Genomic DNA, 16,219 nt, shown 5'->3' with positions numbered 1-16,219 from the left:
TGCTGATTTGCTCCCCCTGCCCCGCTCTGCTAGTGTCGCGCCGTTCTGAATACCACCGAGACAGTCGCCATGGCCCGCAAAAAAGCCTCCATCGATTTCGAACAGTCCCTCGCCGACCTGCAAGCCCTGGTCGAGCGCCTGGAGAACGGCGAATTGTCGCTGGAAGAGTCGCTGGCCGCCTTCGAGCAAGGTATCGCCCTGACCCGTGACTGCCAGGGCGCCCTGGCCCAGGCCGAGCAAAAGGTGCAGATCCTGCTGGAGCGTGACGGCGAGCTGGCTGCCCAGCCGTTCGACGCGGAGCCAGAGGCATGATCGCCGGTTACCAGGCCAGCGCCCAGGTACGCGTCGACGCCGCACTGGAAACGCTGTTCAAGGCCCCCTCCAAAGAACTCGAGCGCCTGTACGCCGCCATGCGCTACAGCGTGATGAACGGTGGCAAGCGCGTGCGCCCGCTGCTCGCCTACGCCGCCTGCGAGGCCCTGGGCGTGCCGGCCGAACAGGCCAACGGTGCGGCCTGTGCGGTGGAACTGATCCACGCCTACTCGCTGGTGCATGACGACCTGCCGGCAATGGACGACGACGACCTGCGTCGCGGCCAACCGACCACCCACAAAGCCTTCGACGAAGCCTGCGCCATCCTCGCCGGCGACGGCCTGCAAAGCCTGGCGTTCAGCGCCCTGCTCGACCCGGCGCTGAGCCCGCAGGCCGACAGCATCCGCCTGCAGATGGTCCAGGCCCTGGCCAAGGCCGCCGGCCCCGCCGGCATGGTCGGCGGCCAGGCCATCGACCTTGGCTCGGTGGGCGTCAAGCTCGACCAGCAGGCCCTGGAATACATGCACCGGCACAAGACCGGCGCGCTGATCGAAGCCAGCGTGCGCCTCGGCGCCCTGGCCAGCGCCCGCGCCGAACAGGCCCAGCTCGACGCCCTACAGACTTATGCACAGGCCATCGGTCTGGCCTTCCAGGTGCAGGACGACATCCTCGATGTGGAGAGCGACACCGCCACCCTGGGCAAACGCCAGGGCGCCGACATCGCCCGTGACAAACCGACCTACCCGGCGCTGCTCGGGCTGGACGCGGCCAAGGCCTATGCCCTGGAGCTGCGCGACCAGGCGCTGGGCGCCCTCGCCGGCTTCGGCGACAGCGCCGAGCCGCTGCGGGCGCTGGCCCGCTATATCGTCGAACGCCGTCATTAAGCCCTGACCGGATCGCGTGGGAGCGGGCTTGCCCCGCGATGACGGCGCTTGCCCTGACATCGCATCGCGGGGCAAGCCCGCTCCCACGAGTCCACAGATCCCTGCTGATACCCCCGTCTGAATGGGCAGCTTTTCCCACAATGGGGTAAACTGCCGCGTCTTCAAACCTATAACGACTCGCCTGATGCCCACGACGTTTCAAGAGATCCCCCGCGAACGCCCGGTCACGCCGTTGCTCGACCGCGCCGATACGCCTGCCGGCCTGCGCCGGCTGGCCGAAGCCGACCTCGAGCCATTGGCCGACGAGCTGCGCCAGGAACTGCTCTATACCGTGGGGCAGACCGGCGGGCATTTCGGTGCCGGCCTGGGCGTCATCGAGCTGACCATCGCCCTGCACTACGTCTTCGACACCCCGGATGACCGGCTGGTGTGGGACGTCGGTCACCAGGCCTACCCGCACAAGATTCTCACCGGCCGGCGCAACCGTATGTTGTCGCTGCGCCAGAAGGACGGTATCGCCGCCTTCCCGCGCCGTAGCGAGAGCGAGTACGACACCTTTGGCGTCGGTCACTCCAGCACCTCGATCAGCGCCGCGCTGGGCATGGCCATCGCCGCCCGCCTGCAGAACGATCCGCGCAAATCCATCGCGGTGATCGGCGACGGCGCACTGACCGCCGGCATGGCCTTCGAAGCGCTGAACCACGCGCAGGAAGTGAATGCCGACATGCTGGTCATTCTCAATGACAACGACATGTCGATCTCGCGCAACGTCGGCGGGCTGTCCAACTACCTGGCCAAGATTCTCTCCAGCCGCACCTACGCCAGCATGCGCGAAGGCAGCAAGAAAGTGCTGTCACGCCTGCCTGGCGCCTGGGAAATCGCCCGCCGCACCGAGGAATACGCCAAGGGCATGCTGGTGCCCGGCACCCTGTTCGAAGAGCTGGGCTGGAACTACATTGGCCCGATCGACGGCCACGACCTGCCAACCATGATCGCCACCCTGCGCAACATGCGTGACCTCAAGGGCCCGCAGTTCCTGCACGTGGTGACCAAGAAGGGCAAGGGCTTCGCCCCGGCCGAGGTCGACCCGATCGGCTACCACGCCATCACCAAGCTGGAGCCGGCCAACAAGCCGGTCGCGCCGAAAAAGCCGAGCGGGCCGAAGTACTCCGCGGTGTTCGGCCAGTGGCTGTGCGACATGGCCGCCGCCGACAACCGCCTGGTGGGCATCACCCCGGCGATGAAGGAGGGCTCGGACCTGGTCGACTTCAGCGAACGCTACCCCGAGCGCTATTTCGACGTGGCGATTGCCGAACAGCACGCGGTCACCCTGGCCGCCGGCATGGCCTGCGAAGGCGCCAAGCCGGTGGTGGCGATCTACTCCACTTTCCTGCAGCGCGGCTATGACCAGCTGATCCACGACGTGGCGGTGCAGGACCTCGACGTGCTGTTCGCCATCGACCGCGCCGGCCTGGTCGGCGAGGACGGCCCGACCCACGCCGGGGCCTACGACCTGTCGTACCTGCGTTGCATCCCCGGCATGCTGGTGATGACCCCGAGCGACGAGAACGAGCTGCGCAAGATGCTCAGCACCGGCCACCACTACAAGGGCCCGGCGGCCGTGCGCTACCCGCGCGGCACCGGCCCGAACGCGCCGATCAGCGGCGACCTCGAGCCACTGGAGATCGGCAAGGGCGTGGTCCGCCGCCGCGGCAGCAAGGTCGCCCTGCTGGTGTTCGGCGTGCAACTCAGCGAAGCCCTGCAGGTCGCCGAAGAGATCGACGCCACCGTGGTCGACATGCGCTTCGTCAAACCGCTGGACGAGGCCCTGGTGCTGGAAATGGCCGCTGGCCATGAGCTGCTGGTGACCGTCGAAGAAAACGCCATCATGGGCGGTGCCGGCGCTGCCGTGGGTGAGTTCCTGGCCCGCGAGGCTGTGGTCAAGCCGCTGCTGCACCTGGGCTTGCCGGACATCTATGTCGAGCATGCAAAGCCTGCGCAAATGCTCGCCGAGTGCGGGCTGGATGCCGCCGGGATCGAGGCTGCCGTCAAAGCCCGAATGGCCAAGCTCGGCCTGTAACGCCCTATCGCGGGGCAAGCCCGCTCCCACGCAATCGCTGTGGGAGCGGGCTTGCCCCGCGATTTCAATTGAACTGCCCATGAAGATCTCTACGCTCTCCCTGCTCTGCCTCCCCGCCGCCGCCCTGGCCGCCGAACCCTCCCGCGACGACGCCCTCAAGCTCCCCGACGTCCTGATCAGCGCCAGCCGCCAGGTCGAATCGCGCAGTGCCACCAGCGCCGCCAACACGGTGTTCACCCGTAGCGACATCGACCGCCTGCAACCCACCAGCGTCAGCGACCTGCTCGCCCGCGTGCCCGGCGTGCAAGTGGCGCCGACCGGCGGCCGTGGCAGCCTGCCCGGCATCTTCATCCGCGGCACCAAGGCCGCGCAGACGCTGGTGCTGGTCGATGGCGTGCGCATCGCCAACGCCACCTCCGGCGACAGCGGCCTGCAGTTTCTCGACGTCGAGCAGATCGAACGGGTGGAAGTGCTGCGCGGCTCGCGTTCGGCGGTGTACGGCAGCGACGCCATCGGCGGGGTGATCCAGATCTTCACCCGCCGTGGCGACGACCAGGGCCTGCAGCCCCGCCTGCGCCTGGCCGCCGGCAGCAACCAGGCCTGGCAACGCAGCCTGGGCCTGTCCGGCGGCGATGGCGACACCCGTTTCAACCTGGGCGCCAGCCTGGACGAAACCGCCGGGATCGATTCGACCGGCCCGTCGTTCACCAGCGACGGCGACCATGACGCCTACCGCAACCGCTCGCTGAACCTGAGCCTGAGCCACGTGTTCAACGAACGCCTCGAGGCCGGGCTGAACCTGCTCGACAGCCGTGGGCGCAGCGAATACGACAACCCGTTCGGCCGCTTCGACCCGGCCACCTTCGACAGCGTCGGCCAGAAGCCCTATACCGACTTCACCGTCAGCAGCCTTGGCACCTATCTGGACGCCCAGCTCAACGACGCCTGGCATTCACGCCTGGAGCTGGGCCACAGCGAGAACCGTGACGACAAGCGCGACAAGCTCAGCGACGAACGTCAGGTGTTCAACACCTACCGCGACCAGGTCACCTGGCAGAACGATTTCACCCTGGATGCGCGCAACAACCTGCTGCTCGGCGGCGACTGGTACCAGGACCGGGTGCATGCCAGCACCGACTTCGACGAGGACAGCCGCTGGAACCGTGCGCTCTTCGCCCAGCACCGCTTCGCGGGTGAGTGGTTCTCCACCGAGCTGGGGCTGCGCCGCGACCAGAACCAGCAGTTCGGCGGCCAGACCACCTGGAGCGCCAGCCTCACCCTGCCCGTCAACGCCAGCAACGACCTGCTGCTGTCCTACAGCGAGGGGTTCCGCGCGCCGACCTTCAACGACCTGTACTACCCGCAGTACAGCAACCCGAACCTGGACCCTGAGCGTTCGAAGAGCTACGAGCTGCAATGGCGTAGCCAGCTGACCGCCGACAGCCGCCTGGAAGCCTCGCTGTACCGCACCGACCTGCGCGACGCGATCATTTTCGGCGCCGACTCGATCCCACGCAACGTGGCCTCGGCCCGCATCAATGGCTTCGAGCTGGGGCTGCAACAGCAGTGGGGCGAGTGGCGCAGCCAGCTCGGCCTGGCACTGATCGACCCGCGCGACCGTGACAGCGGCCACACCCTGGCCCGCCGCGCCCGGCGCACGCTGAGCCTGGACCTTGATCGACAGTTCGAGCGTTTCAGCCTGGGCGGCAGCTGGCAGGCCGTCAGCAGCAGCTACGACGACGAAGCCAACCGCAATACCCTGGGTGGCTACGGCCTGCTCGGCCTGCGTGGCGGCTGGTCGGCGACGGATGAGGTGAAGCTCGAGCTCAAGCTCGACAACTTGCTGGACAAACAGTACAGCCGCGCCCTGTACAGCTTCGACGCCAGCCAGTACGGCTATCGCGAAGAGGGTCGCACCTGGCTGCTCAGCGTCACCTGGACCCCGGCGCTGTAGCGTCCAGCAAGGCACACAAGCGTGCCGTGGCCTCGATCATCTGCCCACTGGGCCGCTCCAGGCCCTTGTCCGGTACCACCAGCAGGTGCCCAGCAGCCACGGCGCTCAGTTTCGACCAGCTGCGCCAGCTGGCCAGTTGCGCCGGGGCGCCCGCGAGGATCACCTGCGGGTCACGCAGCAGCACCGCTTCCACGCTGACCTGTGGCGCCGGTTGCGGCAGGTCATCGAACACATTGCGCGCCCCGCAGACCCGCAACGCATCACTGACCACCTGCCGCCCGCCCAGGGTGTACAGCGGCTTGTCCCACACCTGGTAGAACACCCGCAACGGCGTCTCGCGCCGGTAGCGCTCGCGCAGCCCGTGCAGCCGTTCACGCAGGCTGGCCGCATACACGCGCCCCTGCTCGTCGCGCCCCAGGCGCTGGGCGATGGCTTCGATCTGAGTGATCAACTGGTCGAGGTCGCCGGGCTCGGCGCTGAAGGTGGCGATGCCCAGGCGCCGCAGTTGGTCGCGCTGGGCAGGCGCCACGCTGCCGGGCCAGAGCAGCAGCAGGTCGGGTTTCAGGCTGAGCAGCCGCTCCATGTCCAGTTGCCCATGGCGCCCCACCGAGGGCAGATCCTGCAGCGATGCCGGGCGTTCACCGCCATCGAGCAGGCCGACCAGCAAGTCCTGTGCCTGCAACTCGACAACAATCTCGGTCATCGAAGGCGCCAGGCTGACCACCCGCGGCGCAGCCTCGGCCCAGGCGCCGAAGCTCAGCAGTGCAAGCAGGACGAGCAGCGCCCGCATCAGCCGAGCTGGCGCGGAATGCGGTAGAGGTACAACAGCACCACGGTGGAAATCGCCAGGAGGATCTGCGGCACCGCTTCCAGCCCGACCAGCACCGACAGGGCGGCGACCCAGGCCGGGAAACAGGCATACAGCATGGCCAGGCGCCGCACCCGCGCCAGCTCGATCCAGGCAGCCGGCTCCTCGGCACTGCCGAGAACCTTGTCGGTGGCGATCAGCGTGCGCTTGTAGGCGCCGAAGCGCGGCAGGCTGAGGAACATGGTCGCGGCGCCTGCGATGAACAGCGGCATGGCCAGCACCGGGATCAGCGGCTCGCCGCCACCGAAAGCCCAGGCCATCACCGGCAACGGCACCAGGCCGACCGCCAGGTACTGCCACCAGGCCAGCGCCAGGCGCCGCTTCACTTCGCCACGGGTCACGCCTGCGGCACCTCGCCCTGGTGCTTGTTGCCCATCATGTGGCCCAGCTTGTCGGCCTTGGTGGCCAGGTACAGGCGGTTGTGCGGGTTGTGGCCAGTGTGCAGCGGCACGCGTTCGGCGACCTTGATCTGCATGTCGGTCAGGGCTTTGACCTTGCGCGGGTTGTTGGTCATCAAGCGCAGCGCGCTGACGCCCAGGTGCTCGAGCATCGGCAGGCACATGGCGTAGTCACGCTGGTCGGCGGCGAAGCCCAGGCGCTCGTTGGCCTCGACGGTGTCGGCGCCGCCGTCCTGCAGCTCGTAGGCGCGGATCTTGTTCAACAGGCCGATGCCACGGCCTTCCTGGCGCAGGTACAGCAGCACGCCACGGCCTTCGCGGGCGATGGCCTGCAGCGCGGCGTCCAGCTGGGAGCCGCAGTCGCAACGCTGGCTGAACAGCGCATCGCCGGTCAGGCACTCGGAGTGCAGCCGCCCCAACACCGGCTCGCCGTCGGCAATGTCACCCAGGCTGAGCACCACATGCTCACGGCCGGTGGCTTCGTCGAGGAAACCATGCATGGTGAAAATCGCGTAGGGGGTCGGGAGTTTGCAAGCGGCGACAAAGACGACGGGCACGTTGTGCTCCTGGGAAGTAGGAAATTTCAGTTGGGCCGATTGTATCAGCAGCCCGGCGCGGGTGCGCAGGCTGAATATCGCCGCTTAAGATCGAAAAGTTCGATGCTTATGGGGAGCGCGCGCTGCATGCACCTGGGAACAACTGCCCTGCTGATTGTCAGGACGCTGGCGCGAACCCTGTGGGAGCGGCTTTAGCCGCGAAGCAGGCAACACAGTGGATGGCACCGGCTTCGCCGGTGTTCGCGGCTAAAGCCGCTCCCACAGGATCAGCGCCAGCAGTGGAAACCACCAGCCGCCCTTAATGGGGCTGGCTGTCGGCGGTGAACGGATACGGCTGCTTCCAGCGCTCGAAGATCGGCTTCAACTCACCGCTGCGCACCAGCTCGGCCATGCGCTTGTCGAACAGCGCACTCAGGGCCTTGCCCTGCTCGCTACGGGTAAAGGCCAGGTACAGCGGCAGCTCGGCGACGTGGGTGCTGCGAAAACGCTCGGGGTGTGGCGACTGCCCAAGCACGAAGTCGACTTCGGTCTGCGCATCGATGTAGAAGTCCACCCGGTCATGCTCGAGCATCGGCAGGATGCCCTCGCGGCGCTGGACCTCACGGAAGTTGTGCACGTTGGGCAGGTAGCTGGCGTAGTCATAGCCGCGCACCCAGGCCAGGCGATACTGGCCGACGTTTTCGGGCGTGGGCGGTGCCTTGCCGGCCAGGCCCAGGGCGTAGATGTGGTCCATGTCGAAGTGCCAGCGCGGGTAGAGGTTGTCGTCGTTCTCTTCCTTGTACGAACCTACCCAGGCATCGGCCTCGCCACGCCTGACCAGGCCGACTGCACGGCTGTACGGCGCGCTTTGGGTGACGACCTTGACCCCTGCCGGCTCGAACACCTTGCGCAGCACGTCCCAGGCCACCCCACTGCCGTCTGCGTTGGTGTAGTCGAGCCATTCCTCGCTGACCAGGCGCACCTGCGCGGTTGTCTCGCGGGCCATGACGGCCGGGGCGACGAGCAGCATCAATGCCAGTACAACAGTCCTAACGCCCATCACCACACTCCTGTGTTTCAGGCCACCGCCCACACCAGAACCTGCATGCCCAGCCAGGCAAACACGCCGGCCAGAATATCGTCGAGCATGATCCCGAACCCGCCATGCACATGCCGGTCGACCCAGCGGATCGGCCACGGCTTGAGAATGTCGAAGAAGCGGAACATCAGGAACCCTGCGAGCAGCCACTGCCAGCCTTCCGGCACCAGCCACAGGGTGATCCACATGCCGACGATTTCGTCCCAGACAATGCCTTCATGATCGTGGACGCGCAAGTCATTGGCCACCTTGCCGCACAACCACACACCGAACAGCATGCTGATGCCCAGCAGCAGCCAGTAGCCCCAGTCGGGCAGCATCTGCCACAGCGGAATGAACGGCAGCGCCACCAGCGAGCCCCAGGTCCCGGGGGCCTTGGGCAAGGTGCCGGAGCCGAAGCCGAAGGCGATGAAGTGCCACGGGTTGCGCCAGACCGAAGGCGGAACGAACTCCGCAGGCACCTGATTGGGGTGGTCGGTCACGGTGTCTCCCTGAAATGTTGATAGCCCCGCTGTTGCGGGGTGATGTCCCGGCCCTGCGGGTCGCGCAGGGTCACGCCCTGGCCTTCCAGCACATGGCCGATCACGTGCACGCCGGCGCCCAGGGTCGCCAGGGCCGCCTCGGGCACGGTGAACGCCAGCACGTAGTCGTCGCCACCGGTGAGCGCCGCGTGCAGCGCCCCCTCATGGCCGAGCAAGGCCTGCAAAGCGGGAGACACTGGCACCTGCGCCAGGTTCACCTGCAATGCCACGCCGGACGCCTTGGCGATGTGCCCGCAATCGGCCAGCAGGCCGTCGGAGATATCCAGCGCCGACGTGGCCAGGCCACGCAACCGCTCGCCAAGCCGCAGTTGCGGCAGCGGCGACCAATAGTGCTCAAGCAACGGCCCAGCCACCTCGTCGGTGGCCTCGCGCTCGCCCAGCACCAACGGCAGCGCCCCGGCCCCATTGCCCAGATCACCGCCGACACACAGCAGGTCGCCCGGGCGCGCGCCACTGCGGCGCAGCGCCTGGCCGGCCGGCACCCGGCCGAACACGGTCACGGTGATGCTCAACGGGCCACGGGTGGTGTCGCCGCCGATCAGGCTGATGCCACAGCGCCGGGCCATGCGCCCGAGGCCGTCGGCGAAGCCTTCGAGCCAGTCGGGGCCGACCTGGGGCAAGGTGAGTGCGAGGGTGAAGCCGATCGCCGTGGCGCCCATGGCCGCCAGGTCGCTGACCGCCACGGCCAGCGAACGCTGGCCGAGCAGCAAGGGGTCGCAGACTGCGGGGAAATGCACACCGGCCACGAGGGTATCGGTGGAGATCGCCAGCTGCTCGCCGGCGGGAATGTCCAGCAGGGCGCAGTCGTCGCCGATGCCCAGGGCCACGCCTTCGCCGCCCTGCGCACAGGGCGCGGCGGCGAAGTAATGGCTGATCAGCTCGAACTCACCCATGGCTGGCAGGCGCGCACTCAGCGCTTGTTCGCCTTGACTTCCGCCTCACGCAGACGCGGAGCCAGTTTGTCCAGCACGCCGTTGACGAACTTGTGGCCGTCGGTGGCGCCGAACACTTTCGCCAGTTCCACACCTTCGTTGATCACCACGCGGTACGGTACGTCGGCGCGCATGATCAGCTCCCAGGTGGACAGGCGCAGAACCGCCAGTTCGACCGGGTCGAGCTCTTCGAGCGGGGTGTCCAGGCACGGCTTGAGCGCTTCGTCGATTTCGCTCTTCTTCGCCGGGACCCCGTGCAGGATCTCGCGGAAGTAGGCGCCGTCGATATCGGTGAAATCGTTGTCGACCCGGAACTGCGCTTCGACCTCGTTCAGCGAATGCTTGGCCATGTGCCACTGGTAAAGGGCCTGGGTGGCGAGCTTGCGGGCTTCGCGACGCTTGGCGCTTTTCGAGGGCTTGCCGGCATCCGCAGGTTTCGGATCGCGCGGGTTGAAACGATCGCTTTCGTCGCTAATCACTTGGCCTCCAACTGCGCCAGCAGGCTGACCATTTCCAGAGCGGACAGGGCAGCTTCAGCACCTTTGTTGCCGGCCTTGGTGCCGGAACGCTCGATGGCCTGTTCGATGGAGTCGACGGTCAGCACGCCGAAGGCCACCGGAACACCGAACTCCATGGACACCTGGGCCAGGCCCTTGGTGCACTCGCCCGCCACGTATTCGAAGTGCGGGGTACCGCCACGGATCACGGCGCCCAGGGCGATGATCGCGTCGTAGTTGCCTTGCTGGGCGACTTTCTGTGCCACCAGCGGGATTTCGAACGCGCCCGGGGCACGGATGATGGTGATGTCGCTTTCGCTGACGCCGTGGCGTACCAGGGCATCGACTGCACCGCTTACCAGGCTTTCGACGACGAAGCTGTTGAAGCGGCCAACCACCAAAGCATAGCGACCTTTGGGGGCGATGAAGGTACCTTCGATGGTCTTCAGGGTCATTCTTGAGTTCTCATCTTCAAGAGCGAGGCCGCGCTGTGGCGGCCTCGGGAGGGTTTTGACTCGAGTTGCAAGGCGATCAAGCCGCCTCAAGTCACTCGGAGGGCACGTATTCTACAACTTCCAGATCGAATCCGGATATCGCATTGAACTTCATTGGCGAACTCATCAGGCGCATCTTGCGCACACCGAGGTCGCGCAGGATCTGCGAGCCGGCGCCAACCGTGCTGTAGGTGGTCGGTGCCTTGGGTTGCGCATCGCCCGCGCTTTCGCGGATGTGCGCCAGCAGCACGTCGCCGTCCAGCGGGTGGCCCAGCAGCAGCACCACGCCGCTGCCGGCTTCGGCCACGGCGGCCATGGCCGCGCGCAGGCTCCAGCGGCCAGGCTGCTTGACCATCAACAGGTCGCGCAGCGGGTCCATGTTGTGCACCCGCACCAGGGTCGGCTCTTCGGCGCAGATCTTGCCGAGGGTGAGGGCCATGTGCACGTCGCCTTCCACCGCGTCACGGTAGGTGACCAGGTTGAATTCACCCAGTTCGCTCTCGATCGGCTGCTCGGAAACCCGCTGCACGGTGCGCTCGTGGATCATGCGGTAGTGGATCAGGTCGGCAATGGTGCCGATCTTCAGGCCGTGCTCGGCGGCGAACACTTCCAGCTCGGCGCGGCGCGACATGGTGCCGTCGTCGTTCATCACTTCACAGATCACCCCGCTCGGCTCGAAACCGGCCATGCGCGCCAGGTCGCAGGCGGCTTCGGTGTGGCCGGCGCGGGCCAGGGTGCCACCGGGCTGGGCCATCAGCGGGAAGATGTGGCCAGGGCTGACGATGTCTTCGGCCTTGGCGTCCTTGGCGGCGGCGGCCTGCACAGTGCGCGCGCGGTCGGCGGCGGAGATGCCGGTGGTGACACCCTCGGCGGCCTCGATCGACACGGTGAACTTGGTGCCGAAACCGGAACCGTTGCGCGGCGCCATCAGCGGCAGCTTCAGGGTTTCGCAGCGCTCGCGGGTCATCGGCATGCAGATCAGGCCACGGGCGTGCTTGGCCATGAAGTTGATGTGCTCAGGCAGGCAGCATTCGGCCGCCATGATGATGTCGCCTTCGTTCTCGCGGTCTTCGTCATCCATGAGGATGACCATTTTGCCCTGGCGGATGTCTTCTACCAGTTCTTCGATGCTGTTGAGCGCCACGCGGCACCCCCTTCTCAATCAGGATTTCAAGAAGCCGTTGGCGGCCAGGAAGCTTTCGGTAATGCCACTGCCCTTGCTCGGCTCGGCGGCCTTGTCGCCCAGCAGCAGACGCTCCAGGTAACGGGCCAGCAGGTCGACCTCAAGGTTCACCCGACGCCCTGCGCGGTAGTCGGCCATGATGGTTTCGGACAGGGTGTGCGGGACGATGGTCAGCTCGAACTCGGCGCCATCGACTTCGTTGACCGTCAGGCTGGTGCCGTCGACGGTGATCGAGCCCTTGTGGGCGATGTACTTGGCCAGTTCCTTGGGTGCGCGCACGCGGAACTGGATGGCGCGGGCGTTATCGGCCCGCGAGACGATCTCGCCGACGCCGTCGACGTGGCCGCTGACCAGGTGGCCGCCCAGGCGGGTGGTGGGCGTCAGGGCCTTTTCCAGGTTGACCCGGCTGCCGGTCTTCAAATCGACCATGGCGGTGCGCTTGAGGGTCTCGACGCTGACGTCGGCCCAGAAGCCGTCGCCGGGCAGCTCGACGGCGGTCAGGCACACGCCGTTGACGGCGATGCTGTCGCCGAGCTTGACGTCGCCCAGGTCGAGCTTGCCGGTTTCTACATAAACGCGCACGTCACCGCCCTTGGGGGTCATGCTGCGGATGGTGCCGATGGATTCGATGATGCCGGTGAACATGCTGTTCTCCTCAAAGACAGGCTGCGCGGGGCAAGCCCGGCATTATACGCCGGGGGCCGGCAGGGGGATGGCAGTGACTCGCCAGTCATCGCCGACTGCGCGCATTTCGGTGATCTTCAGCCGCGGCGCCTCGCTCATCTGCGCCAGCGGCCAGTCCAGCAGCGGGCGGGCAGCGGAGCCGAGGAAGGTGCCGGCGACGAACAGCTGGAACTCGTCGACCAGGCCCTGGCGGGCAAAGGCACCGACCAGGCCGGCACCGGCCTCCAGCAGGATTTCGTTGACGCCGCGCCCGGCCAGGGTGCGCAGCAGCGCCGGCAGGTCGACCTGGCCAGCGCTGCCAGGCAGGTTGATCAATTCGTGGCCAGCGGCGGCATAGCGCGGATCTTCACCGGCGGCGGTGACCACCAGCGCCGGGCCGGCCTGGAAGAAGGGCGCGTCCAGTGGCAGGCGCAGGCGGCCGTCGATCAATACCCGCAAGGGTGGGCGCGACAAGGCCAGGGCCGTGAGCTCGGCGTCCAGGCCCAGCTGTTCGGCGCGCACGGTCATCCGCGCCTTGTCCTGCAGCACACTGGCGGCGCTGGTCAGCACCACGCTGGAGCGAGCGCGCAGGCGCTGCACCGCCGAGCGGGCGGCGGGGCCGGTGATCCACTGGCTTTCGCCGCTGGCCATGGCGGTGCGGCCGTCCAGGCTCATCGCCAGCTTGGCGCGAACGAACGGCAGGCCGTGCTCCATGCGCTTGAGGAAACCAGGGTTGAGGGCACGGGCTTCGGCTTCGAGCACGCCACTGGCCACTTCGATCCCGGCTTCCTGCAGGCGGCGCAGGCCATTGCCGGCCACTTGCGGGTTGGGGTCCTGCATGGCCGCCACCACCCGCGCCACGCCGGCCTTGACCAGCGCCTCGGCGCACGGCGGCGTGCGACCATGGTGGCTGCAAGGCTCGAGGGTGACGTAGGCACAGGCGCCACGGGCGCGCTCGCCGGCCTGGCGCAGGGCGTGGACTTCGGCATGGGGCTCGCCGGCGCGCACGTGCCAGCCTTCGCCGACCACCTCGCCATCGCGCACGATCACGCAGCCTACGCGTGGGTTGGGGTGGGTGGTGTAGAGGCCCTTGCGGGCCAGTTCCACGGCCCGGGCCATGTAGTGGGCGTCGAGAATGGCGGCTTGGCTGGTCATGCTTACTCTTTGGCTGGCTCGCGGGCCAGGCGGTCGATTTCTTCGCGGAACTCGTCGAGGTCCTGGAAACGCCGGTAGACCGAGGCAAAACGGATATAGGCGACTTCGTCGAGCTTGCGCAGCTCGGCCATCACCAGCTCACCGACCACCAGCGACTTCACTTCACGCTCGCCGGTGGCGCGCAGGCGGCTCTTGATATGCGCCAGCGCCGCTTCCAGGCGCTCGACGCTGACCGGGCGCTTCTCCAGCGCGCGCTGCATGCCGGCGCGCAGCTTGTCTTCGTCGAAGGGCTGGCGCGTGCCGTCCTGCTTGATCAGCCGTGGCAGGACCAGCTCGGCGGTTTCGAAGGTGGTGAAGCGCTCGCCGCAGGCGACGCATTCGCGACGGCGACGCACCTGTTCGCCCTCGGCGACCAGGCGCGAGTCGATGACCTTGGTGTCGTTGGCACCGCAAAACGGACAGTGCATGGTGGCAGGCAACAAAAAAAGGGAGGGCCATGGTAGCGCATTGCACTGGCAAGACAAGCTAACATCCATGCAAATCTGCCCGCCAAGGACTACACCATGCACTATCGAGCGCTCGTCGTGCTGTGCGCCGCCGCCCTGCTCGCCGCTTGCGGCAGCGACCGACCAAAGCCTGAGCAGGCCCCCGCGCCCGTGCCGGCCAAGGTGGCGAAGAAAGCCCAGCCACTCGGCCCGCTGCCGGCCTACCAGCGCGAGTTGAGCGGCACGCTGATGGAGATCCCCGCCGGCGCCGACGTCGAACTGGCACTGCTGGTCATCGACGACCGTGGCCGCCCGCAACAGCTGCTGGCCAGCAGCACCCTGACCGGCACCGGCCAGGCCCTGCCCTACCAACTGCGCTTCAACCCCGAGGCCTTCCCCGCCGGGGCCCGCGTGGAGCTGCGTGGCCGTGCCAGCCAGTCCGGCCAGTTGATCATGCACCTGCCACCGGTGCGTATCGCCCAGGCCCAAACCCAGGCCACCGGCCCGCTGCGTTTCGAAAAGGCCCCGTAAATGGCACCGCACGCCCTGCAACAGGCCCTGAGCGGCCTGATCGGCGAAGCGCGCCTGGTGGTCAGCGAGCTGCCCGGGTGCGCACTGAAACTCTGGTTGATCGACGACCGGAACATGGACCGTGAATTCAGCAGCGAGGAAACCCGGCGCATCCTCGAAGAGCCGCCCTACTGGAGCTTCTGCTGGGCCAGCGGCCTGGCCATGGCGCGCTACCTGGCCGAGCGCCCGCAGTGGGTGCGCGGCAAGCGCGTGCTGGACTTCGGCGCCGGCTCCGGCATTGCCGGCATCGCCGCGGCCCGGGCCGGGGCGCTGGAAGTGGTGGCCTGCGACCTCGATCCGCTGGCCCTCGACGCCTGCCGCGCCAACGCCGCGCTCAATGGCGTGGCGCTGAACTACAGCCGCGACTTCTTCGCCGAAGCCGACCGCTTCGACCTGATCCTGGTCGCCGATGTGCTGTATGACCGCGCCAACCTGCCGTTGCTGGATGAATTCCTCAGCCGTGGCCGCCAGGCGCTGGTGGCGGATTCGCGCGTGCGCGACTTCAGCCACCCGCAATACCGCCCGCTGGGCGTGCTCGAGGCGCTGACCCTGCCGGACCTGGCCGAGCCGCACGAATTCCGCCGGGTCAGCCTGTACCACGCCAGCCGCGAGCCTTTATAGTGGGGCATTCACGTTTGCGAGAGTCACGATGAGCCAGGAAACGCAGTACATCTTCGATGCCACCGATGCCACCTTCCAGCAACTGGTCATCGAGAACTCCTTCCACAAACCTGTCCTGGTCGACTTCTGGGCCGAATGGTGCGCGCCGTGCAAGGCGCTGATGCCGCTGCTGGCGAAGATCACCGAGGGCTACCAGGGCGAGCTGCTGCTGGCCAAGATCAACTGCGACGTCGAGCAGCAGGTGGTGGCCCAGTTCGGCATCCGCAGCCTGCCGACCGTGGTGCTGTTCAAGGACGGCCAGCCGGTCGACGGTTTTGCCGGTGCCCAACCCGAGTCGGCCATCCGCACCATGCTCGAGCCCCATGTGCAGATGCCCGCAGCGCCAACCGCCGCGCCGCTGGAGCAGGCCAAGGCGCTGTTCGCCGAGAGCCGTTTCAGCGAGGCCGAAGCGCTGCTGCAGGTGCTGCTGGGTGAAGACAACAGCAACGCCGAGGCGCTGATCCTGTACGCCCGCTGCCTGGCCGAACGCGGTGAGCTGGGCGAGGCGCAAGTGGTGCTGGACGCGGTGAGGACCGACGAGCACAAAGCCGCCCTGGCAGGCGCCAAGGCCCAGCTGACCTTCCTGCGCCAGGCCGCCAGCCTGCCGGAAGCCGCCGAGCTGAAAAGCCGCCTGGCGCAGAACCCGCAGGATGACGAGGCCAGCTATCAGCTGTGCATCCAGCAACTGGCGCGCCAGCAGTACGAAGCGGCGCTGGACGGGTTGCTCAAGCTGTTCCAGCGTAACCGGGGCTACGAGAACGGCTTGCCGCAGAAGGCGCTGCTGCAGGTGTTCGAGCTGCTGGGCAGCGATCATCCGTTGGTGGGTGTGTACCGCCGTAAGTTGTCGGCGGCGATGTTCTGAGCCAATGGTTGGCGAGGGCGTCGCCCTCGTTCGCGGGTAAACCCG

At 67.3% G+C, this 16,219-nt stretch carries 19 protein-coding genes; 7 read left to right on the top strand and 12 right to left on the bottom strand.

Annotation, left to right across the window (positions count from 1 at the left end; translation table 11 throughout):
* Window positions 1-69: 69 nt before the first annotated feature.
* The 4 genes from DM373_RS09750 (at window position 70) to DM373_RS09735 (ending at window position 5,230) form a co-directional block, all read left to right on the top strand.
* A complete protein-coding gene (locus tag DM373_RS09750; protein WP_011531978.1) occupies window positions 70-312 on the top strand; it encodes an exodeoxyribonuclease VII small subunit in 243 nt (80 codons plus the stop codon).
* Window positions 309-1,196, top strand: a complete 888-nt coding sequence (gene ispA, locus DM373_RS09745; protein ID WP_110993361.1) for a (2E,6E)-farnesyl diphosphate synthase — start codon at window positions 309-311, stop codon at window positions 1,194-1,196. The genes DM373_RS09750 and ispA overlap by 4 nt, the downstream gene beginning before the upstream one ends.
* 184 nt (window positions 1,197-1,380) lie before the next feature.
* Window positions 1,381-3,276, top strand: a complete 1,896-nt coding sequence (gene dxs / locus DM373_RS09740; RefSeq protein ID WP_110993360.1) for a 1-deoxy-D-xylulose-5-phosphate synthase — start codon at window positions 1,381-1,383, stop codon at window positions 3,274-3,276.
* 79 nt (window positions 3,277-3,355) lie between these two features.
* Window positions 3,356-5,230: a TonB-dependent receptor domain-containing protein gene (locus DM373_RS09735; protein WP_110993359.1), complete on the top strand. Its 1,875-nt coding sequence runs from the start codon at window positions 3,356-3,358 to the stop codon at window positions 5,228-5,230.
* Here DM373_RS09735 and DM373_RS09730 read toward each other — a convergent pair.
* The 12 genes from DM373_RS09730 to nrdR form a co-directional block, all read right to left on the bottom strand.
* A complete protein-coding gene (locus tag DM373_RS09730; protein WP_110993358.1) occupies window positions 5,208-6,020 on the bottom strand; it encodes a cobalamin-binding protein in 813 nt (270 codons plus the stop codon). The genes DM373_RS09735 and DM373_RS09730 overlap by 23 nt on opposite strands.
* Window positions 6,020-6,439 carry an MFS transporter gene (locus DM373_RS09725; protein WP_110993357.1) on the bottom strand — a complete coding sequence of 140 codons (420 nt, stop codon included), beginning with the start codon at window positions 6,437-6,439 and terminating at the stop codon, window positions 6,020-6,022. The genes DM373_RS09730 and DM373_RS09725 overlap by 1 nt, the downstream gene beginning before the upstream one ends.
* The gene (ribA, locus tag DM373_RS09720; RefSeq protein ID WP_110993356.1) at window positions 6,436-7,053 is read right to left on the bottom strand and encodes a GTP cyclohydrolase II; all 618 of its coding nucleotides are present in this window, start codon (window positions 7,051-7,053) and stop codon (window positions 6,436-6,438) included. The genes DM373_RS09725 and ribA overlap by 4 nt, the downstream gene beginning before the upstream one ends.
* Before the next feature lie 298 nt (window positions 7,054-7,351).
* Window positions 7,352-8,092 carry a substrate-binding periplasmic protein gene (locus DM373_RS09715; RefSeq protein ID WP_110993355.1) on the bottom strand — a complete coding sequence of 247 codons (741 nt, stop codon included), beginning with the start codon at window positions 8,090-8,092 and terminating at the stop codon, window positions 7,352-7,354.
* Between the two features lie 17 nt (window positions 8,093-8,109).
* Window positions 8,110-8,613 (bottom strand): phosphatidylglycerophosphatase A family protein, encoded by a 504-nt coding sequence (locus tag DM373_RS09710; RefSeq protein WP_023632630.1) that lies wholly within the window; start codon window positions 8,611-8,613, stop codon window positions 8,110-8,112.
* Window positions 8,610-9,566, bottom strand: coding sequence for a thiamine-phosphate kinase (thiL, locus tag DM373_RS09705; RefSeq protein ID WP_110993354.1), 957 nt, complete (start codon window positions 9,564-9,566; stop codon window positions 8,610-8,612). The genes DM373_RS09710 and thiL overlap by 4 nt, the downstream gene beginning before the upstream one ends.
* A gap of 17 nt (window positions 9,567-9,583) precedes the next feature.
* Window positions 9,584-10,084 carry a transcription antitermination factor NusB gene (gene nusB / locus DM373_RS09700; RefSeq protein WP_110993353.1) on the bottom strand — a complete coding sequence of 167 codons (501 nt, stop codon included), beginning with the start codon at window positions 10,082-10,084 and terminating at the stop codon, window positions 9,584-9,586.
* On the bottom strand, window positions 10,081-10,557 hold the full coding sequence (gene ribH / locus DM373_RS09695) for a 6,7-dimethyl-8-ribityllumazine synthase (protein ID WP_110993352.1): 477 nt from the start codon (window positions 10,555-10,557) through the stop codon (window positions 10,081-10,083). The genes nusB and ribH overlap by 4 nt, the downstream gene beginning before the upstream one ends.
* A gap of 91 nt (window positions 10,558-10,648) precedes the next feature.
* Window positions 10,649-11,740 carry a bifunctional 3,4-dihydroxy-2-butanone-4-phosphate synthase/GTP cyclohydrolase II gene (gene ribBA / locus DM373_RS09690; RefSeq protein ID WP_110993351.1) on the bottom strand — a complete coding sequence of 364 codons (1,092 nt, stop codon included), beginning with the start codon at window positions 11,738-11,740 and terminating at the stop codon, window positions 10,649-10,651.
* Between the two features lie 18 nt (window positions 11,741-11,758).
* A complete protein-coding gene (locus tag DM373_RS09685) occupies window positions 11,759-12,424 on the bottom strand; it encodes a riboflavin synthase (protein ID WP_110993350.1) in 666 nt (221 codons plus the stop codon).
* Window positions 12,425-12,466: 42 nt separating this feature from the next.
* Complete coding sequence (gene ribD, locus DM373_RS09680; RefSeq protein ID WP_110993349.1) at window positions 12,467-13,597, bottom strand: bifunctional diaminohydroxyphosphoribosylaminopyrimidine deaminase/5-amino-6-(5-phosphoribosylamino)uracil reductase RibD; 1,131 nt, start codon at window positions 13,595-13,597, stop codon at window positions 12,467-12,469.
* A gap of 2 nt (window positions 13,598-13,599) precedes the next feature.
* Window positions 13,600-14,064, bottom strand: coding sequence for a transcriptional regulator NrdR (nrdR, locus tag DM373_RS09675; protein WP_016393425.1), 465 nt, complete (start codon window positions 14,062-14,064; stop codon window positions 13,600-13,602).
* Window positions 14,065-14,160: 96 nt separating this feature from the next.
* Here nrdR and DM373_RS09670 point away from each other — a divergent pair, with 96 nt between their 5' ends.
* Genes DM373_RS09670 through trxA form a run of 3 tightly spaced genes read left to right on the top strand, consistent with a single transcriptional unit; the run spans window position 14,161 to window position 16,174 of the window.
* Complete coding sequence (locus tag DM373_RS09670) at window positions 14,161-14,613, top strand: YbaY family lipoprotein (protein WP_110993348.1); 453 nt, start codon at window positions 14,161-14,163, stop codon at window positions 14,611-14,613.
* Window positions 14,614-15,273: a class I SAM-dependent methyltransferase gene (locus tag DM373_RS09665; protein ID WP_110993347.1), complete on the top strand. Its 660-nt coding sequence runs from the start codon at window positions 14,614-14,616 to the stop codon at window positions 15,271-15,273.
* A 28-nt stretch (window positions 15,274-15,301) separates the two neighbouring features.
* Window positions 15,302-16,174 (top strand): thioredoxin, encoded by an 873-nt coding sequence (gene trxA, locus DM373_RS09660; protein ID WP_110993346.1) that lies wholly within the window; start codon window positions 15,302-15,304, stop codon window positions 16,172-16,174.
* Window positions 16,175-16,219: the final 45 nt, after the last annotated feature.

This window comes from Pseudomonas sichuanensis (assembly GCF_003231305.1).
In the GTDB taxonomy this organism is placed as follows: Bacteria; Pseudomonadota; Gammaproteobacteria; order Pseudomonadales; family Pseudomonadaceae; genus Aquipseudomonas; species Aquipseudomonas sichuanensis.
The sequence above is the reverse complement of the archived record's forward strand: the minus strand, read 5'-3'. Positions and strand labels throughout refer to the sequence as shown.